Here is a 13,823-nt window from a genome sequence, read left to right as displayed (position 1 = left end):
CGACCCACCGCCAGACCGGCACCGAACCGCGACGGACCGGACAGGACGGCAGGCTCAAGACCACCTGCACTCCGGGTCCTTGTACTTCTGTTCCTCAGGGAACGGTGCACGCACGTACCTGACCCACTGGCGTGCACGCGGCGGGGACCGGAAGCGGAGCATCGGCCGCCGCGCCAGTCCCCGACCCTGCTCGGAGGTGTGCGCGTCCGTGGCCAAAAGGGCACCAGACCGCGGCAACTGAATGTATCGCTAGATTAGGCGAGGCTAACCTTACTTAATTGGATCGGGAGGGCTCGACGGAACACGATCAAGGAGTGAACATGGGAAACCTCAGCGGAAAGGTCGCACTGGTCACCGGCAGCAGCCGGGGCATCGGGCGAGGCATCGCCGAACGCCTGGCCCGGGACGGCGCTCTGGTGGTTGTGCACTACGGCAGCAACGAGGCGGCGGCCGAGGGGGTCGCCGCGACCATCACCGAGGCCGGTGGCCGGGCGGTCGTCGTGGGCGCCGAACTGGGCGTTCCAGGCGACGTGGACACGCTCGTGGCGGGACTGGAGGCCGGACTGCGCGCACACGGGGAATCGGCGATCGACATCCTGGTTCACAACGCGGGGCTCCACCTGATGGGGCGACCGATCGAGGTTCTCACCCCTGAGGAGTTCGACGAGATGGTCGCGGTCAACATCAAGGCGCCGCTCTTCCTCACCCAGCGGCTGCTGCCACGACTGCGCGACGGTGGCCGGATCATCAACATCTCATCCGTCTCCACCCGTATCGCCTCCGCCCACGGCATCGGTTATCCGCTCACCAAGGGTGCACTCGAAGTGTTCGGCCACAGCCTGGCCAAGCACCTCGGCCCCCGCGGCATCACCGTGAATTCCGTCGTCGTCGGATTCACCCGCACCGACATGACCGCCGGAGTGCTGGCCGACCCGGCGAACCTGGAGCGCAACATCAGCCTGACCGCCCTCGGACGGATCGGCCAGGTCCCGGACATCGCCGACGCGGTGGCCTTCCTGGCCTCCGACGATGCTCGCTGGATCACCGGCGCCAAGATGGACGTCACCGGCGGCGTCAACCTGTAGCAACCTCAACGCGAAGGCCGCACCTGGGTCCGGGGAACACCCGCATGACTGGTCACGTGCGATGGGCCCTTCGACCACGGACCACAAACGGCAAGCTTGAAGATCAACACCCCGCAGAACCCTGGATCGGTCGGCCCCACCCGTCCCCGGGCAGGGCTCCTGCGTTCGCCCGTACCGGCGTTCACTCAGCACCCAGGCCAGGACGGGGGCGTGCGGGTCCGGTGGGCGCAGCAGGTGCGGCCCCGGGGCGGCAGGCTGCCGTCGGGATACGCGGCGAGGGCCGCGGTCCGGTCCGGAACGGCGGGCAACCTCCTGGAGGCATCGACATCGGATCCTCCCTGCGACCGCACGGCACAGCAGCGGCCAGTAGGGGCCGTCCTCCCGACAACATGTGGATCCACGCGGGGAGTTGAGCGACAGAGTCCCCCTGCTATGGTGCGCCGATGTCATCGATCAAGCAGTTTCAAGTCACCTTCGACTGCGCAGAACCCGCGCGCCTCGCCGGTTTCTGGTGCGAGGTGTTGGGGTACGTCGTACCGCCGATCCCGAAGGGGTTTGCCACGTGGGAGGACTACCACCGCTCGCTGCCGCCCGAGGATCCGGTCACCTACTTCGCATGCAGTGATCCCTCGGGTGTGGGCCCGCGCCTGCTCTTCCAGCGCGTTCCCGAAGGGAAGGTCGTCAAGAATCGGGTGCATCTCTGCGTGCGGGCCGGCACCGGGCTCGTGGGTGAAGAGCGCCTCGCCACACTGGAGGCCGAATGCGTGCGACTGGTCGCGCTCGGTGCGGTGCACCTGCGAACGCTGCTTGCCGATGACGACAACGAGTCGTGCATCGTGATGCAGGACGTCGAGGGCAACGAGTTCTGTCTCGACTGAGCATCCTCCGCGACGGCGAGACGGGGGGAGCGGTCTCCCTCGGGCCTCTCTTCGAGGTGGTGCGGGATGGCCAGGCCGGTGCCCCGGTAGCCGCCGTTCGCGGGGACCGTGGTCCGGCCGACGGCGGTCTTCGCACCGGACGGTTCCCGCGACGTGCGGTCGTTGCGGTTGCCGGTGACCGGCCGGCCGAAGGCGGCGACGCGTCGGGTGTCGGCGTCGATGACGACCTGGTGGCTGGTCGAGTACCTGTGGTTCTTCGACTGCTCGGCAATCGTGTGATCCCGCGTGGGGACCAGGGGGCCGTCGACGATCAGTACCGCGTCCGTGCGGAACCGCTTGCGGGGCCGGAGCGCGAGCGACGGCCCGGGGCGGCCGATGACGCGGTCGGCGGCCGACTTCGACACCCCGGACAGCGGGGCGAGTTGTCACAGCTGATGCCGCTTCCGATGGCGTCGTCGGAGGGGTGTGTCGATACGCGAGGAACGGGCTCTGATGAGAGTGGCCGCGGAGGCACCGGACACGTGGGCGAACCTCGCCATGGCGCCTGGCCAGAGGCGCGGTGCGGGGGACCCGGTCCTGGGGGACGCGCAGTCCTCCGTCAGTGGGTGAAGTGGTGGTAGGGGTGCGGAGCACGGCGTGACTGGCCACGGTGGACTGCTGCCTGGCCTGAGTGCGGGCACCGCCGCGGCCGTACGGAGGGTCTTCGGCGGCCACGTGGCAGTCGGCCGCCGGGCTTCGGTGCGGCGGCGGCCGGGACGTGCCGGGGAGCTGCCGTGGGGGTGCGGTCGCCCAGGTGGACGGGGGATGTGCCGGTGGTAGCGGTCGAATAACCTTTGCGTCCGGTGGATGTACCCAGGCGGAGGGCCCCGGGTAGGTTCAGCCCCCATGACAGAGAACGTCAATATCGACCGGCACCAGCTGATGGTGGAGGCGCTCCAGGAATACGCGGCGTGCAACGATGAGCAGCTTGACTGGATCCTGGGGCTTGTCCGGCATCGCCTCGGGGCCGCTCGCCGTATGGGGGTACCCGTGCCGGCCGAACTGGCGGGTAGGGTCGCGCGGCTGTGTGAGAAGCGCGGCTGGCAGCTCGACGAGCCGGAGGAGCGTGCCTGAGTTCGCCGTCCGCGGGCCGTCGGGGCTCGCGAAGGGTTCCCACGGGCCGTTGACTGGCGTGCCTGCCTCCGCCGGTGCCTGGGCCAGCCGCCCTCCGTCCCCGTGCCCGCCCCCGCCGCCTCGCCAGGTGCCTGGCCGTGACGGCGCGCCTGAGCCCCTGCGCCGTATGCCGTACGAGGCGCGCGGAGCGCATTTACAGGCCGATACTGGGATCCAGCCGCGCCGGACGACGGATCGGGGCGGAACGGTCGGCGCCTGGGGCGCCGACGCGCGGTCCCGTTGGGTCGGTACGAGGGTAGTGGGTCATGGACACACCGGTGACGACGCTGAGCGAGGGCCCGGACGACCCGTTCGCCCTGCGTCGCTCGGCCTCGGCGGTACTGGACGGCACAGGACGCGTCGTCGGCTGGAGTGAGCCTGCCGAGGCGCTGCTCGGCTACTCGGCCGAGCAAGTGCTGGGCCGCAGCGCGCGCGACGTCCTGCTCGACCCGCGTGACGCGGACGTCGTCATGGCAGCGGTGGCGGCCTGTGTGGGTACCGGGTGCTGGTTCGGGGTCCTGCCCGTACGGGCCTGCGGTGGCAAGCGGGTGGAGGTGGGCTGCCGGGTCCGGGCGGTGGCGCGGGCGGACGGCGGGATCGAGTGGCTTGTCGTCGGCGCGCCCGCGGAGCAGGTGATCCAGTGGGAGACGGACCGGTCGGTCCTGGACGGGATGTTCCGCCGGTCTCCGATCGGCCTGGCGGTGCACGCCCCCGATCTGAGCCTGCTGCGGGTGAACCGGGCGGTCGCACGGTTCGGTGGCATCCCGGCCGAGTACTACCGCGGGCTGCGCACCGGCGACTTCGTCGTCAGGCGGGACGCGGAACTGGTGGAGGCACGGCTGCGGCGGGTGCTCGAAACGGGCGAGCCGCTGATCTTCACCGAGCAGCCCTGCCATCTGCGGCACGACCCCGACCGGGAGCTGGTCGTCTCCGTGTCGGCCTTCCGGATGCAGGACTCCTCGGGCCGCACCCTCGGCGTCACGCAGATGGTCGAGGACGTCACCGACCGCTACCGGGCTCGCCGGAGACTGGCGCTCCTCAACGAGGCCGGTGCCCGTATCGGCACCACCCTCGACGTGGAGCGCACGGCACGCGAACTGGCCGACGTGGCGGTCACCGAACTCGCCGACTGCGTCTCCGTCGACCTGCTCGAACCCGTCACCCGCGGTCAGGAACCGGGCCGGGAGACGCCGGCCACCGTGGTCAGGGCGGCGGTCCGGAGCATCTCGGAGCCTCCCTCGGTGATGTATCCGGTGGGGCACACGACGCAGTTCCCGCCCGAGGCCCCGCAGGGCAGATGCCTGGCCGAGCGTCGCCCTGTCCTCGAACCGGTCCTGGAACTCTCTCCCGGCTGGTACTCCCTCGACCCGGCCAAGGCCGAGCGGGTCCTCGAACTCGGTGTCCACTCGCTCATCGTCGTGCCGCTGGTCGCGCGCGGCCTCGTACTTGGCGTGGTCAGCCTGTGGCGGTGGCAGCGGCCCGAGCCGTTCGAGGAGGACGACCTCACGCTGGCCGAGGAGTTCGCCGCCCGGGCCGCCGTCTGCATCGACAACGCCCGCCGCTACACCCAGCAGCACCAGGCCGCGCTCGCACTCCAGCGCAGCCTGCTGCCGAGCGCGGTGCCGGAGCACCCCGCGGTCGAGATCGACCACCGGTACCTGCCGGCCGACGCCACCGCCGGCGTCGGCGGCGACTGGTTCGACGTCATCCCGCTCTCCGGGCTGCGGGTCGCCCTCGTCGTCGGCGACGTGGTCGGCCACGGCATCCACGCGGCGGCCACCATGGGCCGGCTGCGTACCGCCGTCCACACCCTCGCCAACCTCGACCTGCCCCCGGACGAGGTCCTCTCCCACCTGGACGACCTCGTGGACCGGCTGGCGGCCGAGCAGGAGGCGACCGGCGAACACGCACCGCAGGTCGTCGGCGCGACCTGCCTGTACGCGGTCTACGACCCGGTCTCCCGGCGCTGTGCCCTCGCCCGCGCCGGCCATCCGCCGCCTGCGGTGGTGACACCGGACGGACGGGTGGACTTCCCCGAACTCCCGGCCGGCCCGCCGCTCGGCCTGGGCGGGCTGCCGTTCGAGGCCGCCGAGCTGGAACTGCCCGAAGGCACCCTGCTCGCCCTCTACACCGACGGGCTTCTGGCGGTACACCGCCGAGACCTCGACGAGGGCCTGGCGCAGCTGCGCCAGGCGCTGAGCCAACCCGCCCGCTCGCTCAAGGACACCTGCAAGGCGGTGGAGGACGCGCTGCTGCCCGACCGTCCCAGCGACGACATCGCACTGCTCACCGCCCGCACCCGCTGCCTGGCCGAGGACAAGGTGGCCACCTGGGACCTGCCGGCGGAGCCGACCGCGGCGGCCGAGGGCCGGACGCTCGCGGTGGCCCAGCTCGACGACTGGGGGCTGGCGGACATGGCGTTCACCACCGAGCTGATCGTCAGCGAACTGATCACCAACGCCTACCGCTACAGCAGCGGCCCGGTCACCCTCCGGCTCATCCGGGACCGCCACCTCATCTGCGAGGTCTCGGACACCAGCAGCACGTCCCCCCACCTTCGCCACGCCGCCACCACCGACGAAGGCGGCCGGGGCCTCTTCCTGATCGCCCAACTCACCGAACGCTGGGGCACCCGCTACGTCCGCAACGGCAAAACCATCTGGGCCGAGCAGCCGTTGCCGCCGCTGCGCGGGGGAGTGAGTCCGCACTCCTCCGGCGCGTGACGCCGGGGCGGGCGGCGGCGCCCCGCTGCCGAGCCACGCGCGGCGGAGTGCTCGCCGCCGCTCACCCGGCCGCCACCGCCTCCGCCGCCCCCCGGCCCAGAAGGTCGTGGAGGAGGCGGGTGGCGGGGAGTTCGTGGTGAAGGTAGACGTGTTCGCCGCGCTGGCCGACGGCCGAGAGGAAGGCGTGGAAGGTGGTCTTCGCGTCTTCCGTTCGTCCGGCACGGTGCTGTGCCTGGCCGAGGAGGCCCAGATGGAGGGGGCGGCGCAGGTGGCTTCGGGAGTTGCGGAGTTCGGCGAGGGAGGAGTGCATCAGGTTGAGTCCGTCGTCCTCCTGTCCGGAGTGGGTGAGGCCCCAGCCTTCCAGCATGCCGAGCATGGCCTTCCAGTAGCGCAAACCGTGTTCGTCGGCCATGCGGACTCCCTCGGCGCCGGAGGCGCGGGCGGTGTGGACGTCGCCTTCCCAGGCGGCCACCACCGCGTTCACGTAGAGCGCGAAGGCGCGGTCGGAGGGCCTGCTGTCGTACTCGGTGAGGCGCAGCAGTTCGTGGCGGCGTGCCGTGGCGGTCTCCCGGTCGCCCAGGAGCCAGTGCGTGAAGGTGTCGTAGGAGCGGCAGGAGACGCGCGGGTCGTGCTGAAAGGTACGGGCCAGCGAGTGGCCCTCGCGGGCGTAGCCGTCCGCCATGGCGACGCCGTGCTCCAACTCGGCGAGAGCCTGCCGCAACTGGCCGCGGATGTGCAGGACGATGCCTTCGCCGTACGCCGCGCCGAGCACCGCCACGGGCTGGCCGGTCCGTTCGGCCAGATCCCGGAGCAGACCGGAGAACCGGCGTGAGTCGTCGTAGCGGCCGGTGACGAGGTACGACGCGCACAGGGCCCACAGCACCGACGGGTCCTGGGGGGAGTGGGCGGCCTCGCTGAGGGCCCGTCCGCGGGCGAGTGCCGTCTCGGCCTCGGCGTGGCCGTAGCCCCGGGTGGTGGCCAGCACCTGGCCGAGTTGGACGTGCAGCCGCTGGTCCAGGGACGCGGCAGAGGGGTCGCCGGGCGGCAGCAGGCCGACCAGGTGCACCGCGCGGCGCAGCCAGGTCTCGACCTGTTCATAGGCGAGTTGCTGCTCGGCCTGCTCGGCGGCGCGCAGCAGGAGGGGAAGGGTCTCGGCGGCCGGCAGGGCGCTCTTGGCGTGCCAGGCGTGGTGGGCGACCCGCTCGATCTCCGCGTCCTCCACCTGCCCGAGCCGGCGCGCGGACAACCCCTCGGCGACCCTCGCGTGCAGCCGCTGCCGGTCCTCACGGGTGAGTTCGTCGATGAGCGTCTCCTGGACCAGGGCATGGCTGAAGTGGAGCCGTTCGGGGTGGCGCGGGTCCTCGCCGAGCAGCCCGGCCCGGATCGCCGACTCCAGTGCCGCGGCGACCGGTTCGTCCTCGCCGGCGGTGCGGCTCAGCAGATCCGTGTCGACCTCGGTGCCGATGACGGCGCACAGCCGCAGCACGCGCAGCACCGCCTCGGGCAGTGCGGCGAACCGCTGGTGCAGCGCCTCGCGGACGCCCGTCGGAATCCGCGTCAGGAGCACGTCCATCGCCTCGGGCCGGCGCAGGCTACGCGCGTCACCCAAGAGGGAGACGAGCTGCATGACGAAGTACGGGTTGCCCTCGCTGCGCCGGTGCAGCACCTCGACGACCTCCGCGTCGACGCCGGGGCCGGCCTGGGCGACGACGAGCGCGGCGACGTCGTGCCGGGACAGGCCGCCGAGCCGCAGGGTCTCGGTCCTGGGGCCGCGCAGGACCTCGGAGAGCATGCGGCGCAGCGTCGCGTCGGACTCGACCTCGTACTCGCGGGCGGTCAGGACTATGCCGAGCGGGTGGCCCTGGCTGCGGGTGCTCAGCAGTCTGAGAAGGTCCAGGGAGGCGGTGTCGGCCCAGTGCAGGTCCTCCATGAGCAGGACGAGCGGGCGTTGGACGGCCAGGGCGAGCAGGACTTCGCAGACCGCGTCGTGGGTGAGGAACCGGGCCTGGCCCCAGTCGGACTCGGCAGCCGGTCCGCCGGGTCCGGCCGCCCGCTCGGGCATCAGCGGGGCGAGCAGGGCGCCGAACGGTTTCGCCGCTTCGCGGAAGGCGTCCGGGCGGGTCGTGGACAGCCGTCTGAGGATCTGGGTCCACAGCCAGTAGGGCGGTACGCCCTCGCCCAGGAAGCAGTGGCTCCAGATCACCTCCAGGCCCCGACACTCCTGGCCGGCGCAGGCGGCTTCCAGCCGCGGGACGAGTTCGAAGAGCAGCCGGGTCTTGCCGACGCCGGCGGGGCCGAGGACGCCGGCCACGTGCCCGTGACCGGCCAGCGTGCTCGCCGCCGCGGCCGTCAGGCGCTGCAGTTCCTCGCTGCGGCCGGTGAACGGTGACTGGGCTCCCGGCCCGCCGGGCACCGGCCGTAAGGCCGCGCGGCCCCTCTCGTCCTTCGGCGCGTTCGCGTCCGGCGCGGGTGGCGCACTGTCAGGTGAATCCACGGTGGTCGACCGCGAGTCCGCGATGGTCGTCGCCGACCTGCAGGTGTGTCCCGGCCCGGAGGCGAGGTGCGGCGCTGCCGCGTAGCCTGCGGCGGGGCGGTGTGCCTCCTGCCGTTGCTCGGGCGTGACGCCGTCCTGGGGACCGTCGTTGCAGCCGGCCGCCGCCGGGCCGCGCGGAGTCGCTGCTGCCCTGCCGATCCCACCGGACGTCTCGGCCGCCGCGGGTCGGCCGGCTTCCTGCGCCGCGCGGACGGCCGGGTGTGCCTCGGCTTTTCGCCCCCGCTCACCGACGACCGCGTTCGCGGCCCCGATCACCGGAGCGCCCAGCGCGGGCCCGGCGGGTTCGCGGCTGCCGGGGCGGGGTTCGGCGGTGGGTCCGCAGGCCCCCGGTTCCTGGCGCAGGATCGCGGTCCTGACCCGGCGGAGTTCGGCGGCCGTGCCCACGCCGAACTCCTCGTCCAGGTGGACGCGGGTCCGTTCGTACACTTCGAGCGCCTCGGCCTGCCGCCCGAGCCGGGACAGGGCCGTCATCAGGTGGCCGACGAGGCGTTCGCGCGCCGGGTGGAGCCGTGCCTCGCGGTCGAGGCCCGCGGCGACCTCCTGGGCCGCCCCGAGAGCGAGTCGGGCCTCCGCGCAGGTCTCCACGGCGGTGAGCCGGACGTGTTCGAGGCGTGAACTCTCGTCGCTGAGCGGGGGATGGCCGTCGAACTCCGCGTAGGGCGAGCCCCGCCACAGCGACAGGGCCGCGGCGAGCCGGTCCCGCGCGGCGAGCGGGTCGCGCCCTTCCAGCAGCCGCCGCCCTTCGGCGACCAGGTGCTCGAAGCGGCAGACGTCGATCTGCTCGGGGGTGAGTTCCAGGACGTAGCCGGGCGCGCGATGGCGCAGCACGGTGGGGCGGTCGGGCCCGGACGCCGGCTGCAGTGCGCGGCGCAGGTGGGACACGTGGCTCTGGAGCGTGGCGACGGCCTGACGCGGGGGCTCCTCGCCCCACAGCTCCTCGATGAGCAGTTCCGTGGGCACCACCCGCCCCAGGCGTATCAGGAGCAGGGCGAGCAGGGCTCTGCGGCGCGGTGGGCCGAGTGCGAGATCGCGGCCGCCGTGGCGCGCCGACATGGGGCCCATGACACTCAGTACGAAGGGGGTGTCGTCCGGCCCGGTGGCGGGCGTCGGGGTGGTCGGGGCCGGGTTGGGCGTGGGGGATGAAGGCATAGCGGTCCCAATCGTTCTCGCACGCGCGGTGGTGCTGGCGGGCGGGTGACGCCGTGCGTCAGGTGCCCTTCCCATCCGGAGCTTGGCATACAGATCGGGGCATTCCAAGATCAAGTCGGCCGTCGGCAAGTGAACGGCAAGGTATCCGTAGGGGGGTTGGCAAGGATGGCGGAAAACCATCGCAGCGGACGGCAGGAATTGGCCAGCTTCCCGGCAAGGCTGCCGCAAGGGGCGTGTCGCAGGATCCCCGTCATCGGACACCACCGCTGATCGGGGAGGCCATGAACCCGCTGGACAACTGCCCTGCCATCACCCGGGAACCCTCCGCTGCGGGCCTGGCGTGAGGGCTTCCGCGGCGGGAACGCCCGCTGTGCTCTTCCCCGGCCAGGGGTCCCAGACCCGCGGCATGGGAGCCGGCCTCTTCGACCGGTTCCCCGAACCGACCGCGCTGGCCGGGGACATCCTCGGATACGACCTCCCGAGGCTGTGCCTGGAGGACCCGGACGGGCGGCTCGACGACACGCGCTACACCCAGCCTGCGCTCTACGTCGTCAACGCGCTCGCGTACCGGGACTCGTTGGAGCGCGGCGAGCCCGAGGGCGCGTATCTGCTCGGACACAGCCTCGGGGAGTACAACGCCCTGCACGCCGCCGGGGCCTTCGACTTCGAGACCGGCCTGAAGCTCGTGGCCAAGCGGGGCGAGCTGATGGCCCGTGCCTCGGAAGGGGCCATGCTCGCCGTCGTGGGGCCGGACGCGGGCGAGGTGCGGGCCTTCCTCGCCGAGGAGGGCCTGTCGCGGCTCGACGTCGCCAACATCAACACCCCCGTCCAGACCGTGCTGTCCGGGGCCCGGGACGAAATCGAGCGCGCGCACAGGACGCTCGACGCGCGCGGGACCCGGGTCGCCCGGCTGAAGGTCTCGGCAGCCTTCCACTCGCGGTTCATGGCCTCCGCCCGCGACGAGTTCGCCGCCTTCCTCAAAGGCTTCCGGTTCGCGCCGCTACGGGCCACGGTGCTCGCCAACCTCACCGCGCGTCCGTACGCGGACCGGGACATCGCCGCGACGCTGAGCGAGCAGATCTGCGGATCGGTGCAGTGGCTGGACAGCGTCCGCTACCTGTTGGAGCGCACGACCGCCGACCACTGCCGCGAGGTGGGCGGGGGAGGAGTCCTGACCCGGATGATCCGGCAGATCGACACGGCACCCGCCCGCCGGGTGCCGAAGCCGCAGTCGCAGTCGCAGTCGCAGCCAACGCCGCAGCCGCAGCGACGGCCACGCCTGTTCTGTGTCGCCTACGCCGGAGGCGACGAGCGCGCCTACGCAGGGCTCGCCGAACACCTCCCGGACGTCGACGTGGTGACGCTGGAACGCCCCGGACGCGGCAGGCGCGCCGCCGAGCCGCTGCTGCGGGACCCCGCCGCGATCGTCGACGACCTGTTCCGTCAGCTGCGGGACCGGCTCGACGCCCCGTACGCGCTCTACGGCCACAGCCTCGGAGCCCGGCTGGCGTACCTGCTCTGCCACCGGCTGCGCGCCGAGCGGCTGCCCGCACCGGCCCACCTCTTCGTCTCAGGGGAGAGCGGGCCGGCGATCCCCAGCCGGGAGCGCCACACCTGGGAGCTGCCGACCGACGCCTTCTGGGACCACCTCAAGGAACTCGGCGGAATCCCGGCGGAGCTGTGGGAGCACCCCGACCTGATGGCGTTCTACGAGCCCGTCCTGCGGGCCGACTTCGCCGCGCTGGGCGCCTACCGGCACCAGGACGCACCGCCGCTGGACGTGCCGGTCACCGCCATGGCCGGCGAGGACGAGTGGTTCACCAGGGCCGACCTGGAGGGCTGGCAACGGGAGAGCACCCGGCCCCTGACCACCCGCCGGTTCCCCGGTGACCACTTCTTCATCCGGGCCCAGTGGCCCGAGCTGGCCCGGATCGTCGCTGCCGGGCTCGCGGCTCCCTGACGCCGCACGGAAAGCGCAGAGTTCACGCGGGCCGGTTACCGGCACGCACCCCGAATCGACCATCCCGAGGGTGACGGACAGCCATGAAGCAGGCACTCAAGCAGTACATGGAAGAGCGGTTCATGTTCGAGTTCGACTCGGACATCACCGAGGACACCGACCTGTTCAAGGCGGGCATCCTCGACTCCTTCGGCTACATCTCGCTGATGGCGCACATCGAGGAGGCGTACGGAGTGCCGCTGGGCGACGAGATCCTCGGCAACGTCATGGTCTCGCTGTCCGGCATCGTCGGGTTCGTCGACGCCGCCCGCCTGCGGGCCGCCGGGAGCCGGTGACCCGATGTGCGGCATCGCCGGCTTCTACGGAAGCCCCCTGCCACCGCAGGAATACGAGACCCTGATCCACGGCATGCTCGCCCAGATCGAGCACCGCGGCCCGGACGAGGCGGGCTGCCTCCTCGACGACCGGCTGGCCATGGGCACGGTGCGGCTGAGCATCATCGACCTGTCCACCGGCTCGCAGCCGGTCGGCAGCGCCGACGGCCGCTACTGGCTCTGCTACAACGGCGAGCTGTACAACTACCGTGAGCTGCGCGCGCAGTTGGCGGCCCGCGGCCTCGCCTTCCGCACCGAGTCCGACACCGAGGTCGTGCTCAACGCCTGGATCGCCTGGGGTCTCGACTGCCTGCCCCGCTTCAACGGCGCCTTCGCGTTCGCCCTCTACGACAGCGTCACCGGCGAACTGCACCTGGTGCGCGACCGGTTCGGCAAGCGGCCCCTGTACGTGGCGCGCTGCCGCGGCGCGTGGCTGTTCGCCTCCGAGATGAAGGCGTTCCTGGCCTACCCGGATTTCCGGTTCGCCTTCGACGAGGCACAGTTGGCATCGGTCTTCGCCACCTGGACCCCGCTGCCCGGTCAGAGCGCGTACCAGGGGATCGAGCAGATCCCCATGGGCGAGTACCTGTGCGTGCGCGGTGACGAGGTCCGGCGCGGTCGCTGGGCCACACTCGACCTGGCCCGGGGCCCGGCCCCGGAGAGCGAGCAGGAGGCCGTCGAGCTCGTCCGCGCGGACCTCGAAGCGGCGGTTGACGTGCGCCTCCGCAGCGACGTCGAGGTCGGCGTCTACGCCTCCGGCGGCCTGGACTCCTCGATCATCGCCCACATCGCGGCGCAGCGGACGAGCCGACCGCTGCGGACGTTCTCGATCGAGTTCGAGGACGCGGAGTTCGACGAATCGGCCGAACAGGCCGAGCTGGCCGCTCACCTGAGCACCCGCCACTCCACCGTGCGCGTGACCGACGAGGACGTCGTCGACGCCTTCCCCGAAGCCGTCCGGCACGCCGAGGTGCCCGTCTTCCGCACCGCCTTCGTCCCCATGTACCTGCTGGCACGCCACGTCCGGAGCGAAGGGATCAAGGTCGTGCTCAGCGGCGAGGGCGCCGACGAGGGATTCCTCGGCTACGGCATCTTCAAGGACACGCTGCTGCTCTCGACCTGGCACGAGCTGGACGACGACACCCGCCTGCGCCACATGAGCCGGCTCCATCCGTATCTGCGCCACTTCAGCGGCGAGGACGGCCACCGCCGGATGCTCGGGCTCTACCGGCAGTTCACCGAGGAGACCCTGCCCGGCCTCTTCTCCCACCAGATGCGGTTCCAGAACGGCCGCTTCGCCGCACGCCTGCTCAAGAACGCGGGCGACCCCTTCGCGGCCCTCAAGGAACTCGTCGCCGCCGAACCCGGCTACGCACAGCTCGCACCCGTGCAGAAGGCCCAGTGGCTGGAGTTCCGCACGCTGCTGAGCGGCTACCTGCTCTCGACCCAGGGCGAGCGCATGGCGCTGGCCCACGGCGTGGAGAACCGCTGCCCCTTCCTCGACCCCGCCGTGGTCCGCCGCGCCGCCTCGGTCAATCTGCGGTTCGGCGACCCCTACGACGAGAAGTACCTGCTCAAGCGCGCCTATGCCGACGCGCTGCCGGAACGGATCGTCAAGAAGGGGAAGTTCCCCTACCGCGCCCCGGACAGCGCCGCGTTCGTCCGCTCCCGCCCGGACTACCGCGACCTGCTGACCGATCCCGGCACCCTCGACGAGATCGGTGCCCTCGACGCGCGCTTCGTGAAGCGGTTCACCGACCGCGTCTTCGACAGCCCGCCCGAGGAGACCGGCACCAAGGAGAACCAGGCGTTCGTCTGCCTGGCGTCGACGGTCTGGCTGCACCACTGGTACGTGCGCGGCAACGCCCGCCGCCGGGGCCCGCTCACAGTCCCCCTGTACGTCGTCGACCGGCGCAGCGGCGCCCTGTCGGCCTAGGACGGAGAACGC

General features: G+C 71.9%; 8 protein-coding genes and 1 pseudogene. 7 read left to right on the top strand and 2 right to left on the bottom strand.

The window, feature by feature from the left end; all coding sequences use genetic code 11:
* Positions 1–320 precede the first annotated feature (320 nt).
* Entirely contained in the window at positions 321–1,085 is a 765-nt protein-coding gene (locus GR130_RS23280) for an SDR family NAD(P)-dependent oxidoreductase (RefSeq protein ID WP_159506491.1), read from the top strand.
* 443 nt (positions 1,086–1,528) lie between these two features.
* A complete protein-coding gene (locus GR130_RS23275) occupies positions 1,529–1,963 on the top strand; it encodes a VOC family protein (protein ID WP_159506490.1) in 435 nt (144 codons plus the stop codon).
* A gap of 50 nt (positions 1,964–2,013) precedes the next feature.
* On the opposite strand, the pseudogene GR130_RS23270 reads toward GR130_RS23275, so the two are convergent.
* Positions 2,014–2,388 (bottom strand): annotated as a pseudogene (locus GR130_RS23270) (IS5/IS1182 family transposase); the annotation flags it as partial.
* Between the two features lie 460 nt (positions 2,389–2,848).
* On the opposite strand from GR130_RS23270, the gene GR130_RS23265 reads away from it, so the two are divergent.
* Together GR130_RS23265 and GR130_RS23260 are read left to right on the top strand one after the other, a co-directional pair.
* Positions 2,849–3,076 (top strand): hypothetical protein, encoded by a 228-nt coding sequence (locus tag GR130_RS23265; protein WP_159506489.1) that lies wholly within the window; start codon positions 2,849–2,851, stop codon positions 3,074–3,076.
* Between the two features lie 305 nt (positions 3,077–3,381).
* Complete coding sequence (locus GR130_RS23260; protein ID WP_159506488.1) at positions 3,382–5,838, top strand: SpoIIE family protein phosphatase; 2,457 nt, start codon at positions 3,382–3,384, stop codon at positions 5,836–5,838.
* Positions 5,839–5,899: 61 nt separating this feature from the next.
* Here GR130_RS23260 and GR130_RS23255 read toward each other — a convergent pair whose 3' ends face one another.
* Positions 5,900–9,541: a BTAD domain-containing putative transcriptional regulator gene (locus GR130_RS23255; RefSeq protein WP_159506487.1), complete on the bottom strand. Its 3,642-nt coding sequence runs from the start codon at positions 9,539–9,541 to the stop codon at positions 5,900–5,902.
* 340 nt (positions 9,542–9,881) lie between these two features.
* Between GR130_RS23255 and fabD the strand changes: the two genes are divergently transcribed.
* The 3 genes from fabD (at position 9,882) to asnB (ending at position 13,811) form a co-directional block, all read left to right on the top strand.
* Positions 9,882–11,501, top strand: coding sequence for an ACP S-malonyltransferase (gene fabD, locus GR130_RS23250; protein ID WP_328707565.1), 1,620 nt, complete (start codon positions 9,882–9,884; stop codon positions 11,499–11,501).
* An 83-nt stretch (positions 11,502–11,584) separates the two neighbouring features.
* On the top strand, positions 11,585–11,836 hold the full coding sequence (locus GR130_RS23245) for an acyl carrier protein (protein ID WP_159506485.1): 252 nt from the start codon (positions 11,585–11,587) through the stop codon (positions 11,834–11,836).
* A gap of 4 nt (positions 11,837–11,840) precedes the next feature.
* Positions 11,841–13,811 (top strand): asparagine synthase (glutamine-hydrolyzing), encoded by a 1,971-nt coding sequence (asnB, locus tag GR130_RS23240; RefSeq protein ID WP_159506484.1) that lies wholly within the window; start codon positions 11,841–11,843, stop codon positions 13,809–13,811.
* The last annotated feature ends 12 nt before the right edge of the window (positions 13,812–13,823 follow it).

It is taken from the genome of Streptomyces sp. GS7, from assembly GCF_009834125.1.
GTDB lineage: Bacteria > Actinomycetota > Actinomycetes > Streptomycetales > Streptomycetaceae > Streptomyces.
This window is presented reverse-complemented; position numbering and strand designations above follow the sequence as displayed.

Bases quoted from the DNA above. Each gene is read 5' to 3' on its own strand.
- GR130_RS23280 (WP_159506491.1), top strand. From the start codon at position 321: ATGGGAAACCTCAGCGGAAAGGTCGCACTGGTCACCGGCAGCAGCCGG.
- GR130_RS23275 (WP_159506490.1), top strand. From the start codon at position 1,529: ATGTCATCGATCAAGCAGTTTCAAGTCACCTTCGACTGCGCAGAACCC.
- GR130_RS23265 (WP_159506489.1), top strand. From the start codon at position 2,849: ATGACAGAGAACGTCAATATCGACCGGCACCAGCTGATGGTGGAGGCG.
- GR130_RS23260 (WP_159506488.1), top strand. From the start codon at position 3,382: ATGGACACACCGGTGACGACGCTGAGCGAGGGCCCGGACGACCCGTTC.
- GR130_RS23255 (WP_159506487.1), bottom strand. From the start codon at position 9,541: ATGCCTTCATCCCCCACGCCCAACCCGGCCCCGACCACCCCGACGCCC.
- GR130_RS23245 (WP_159506485.1), top strand. From the start codon at position 11,585: ATGAAGCAGGCACTCAAGCAGTACATGGAAGAGCGGTTCATGTTCGAG.
- asnB (WP_159506484.1), top strand. From the start codon at position 11,841: ATGTGCGGCATCGCCGGCTTCTACGGAAGCCCCCTGCCACCGCAGGAA.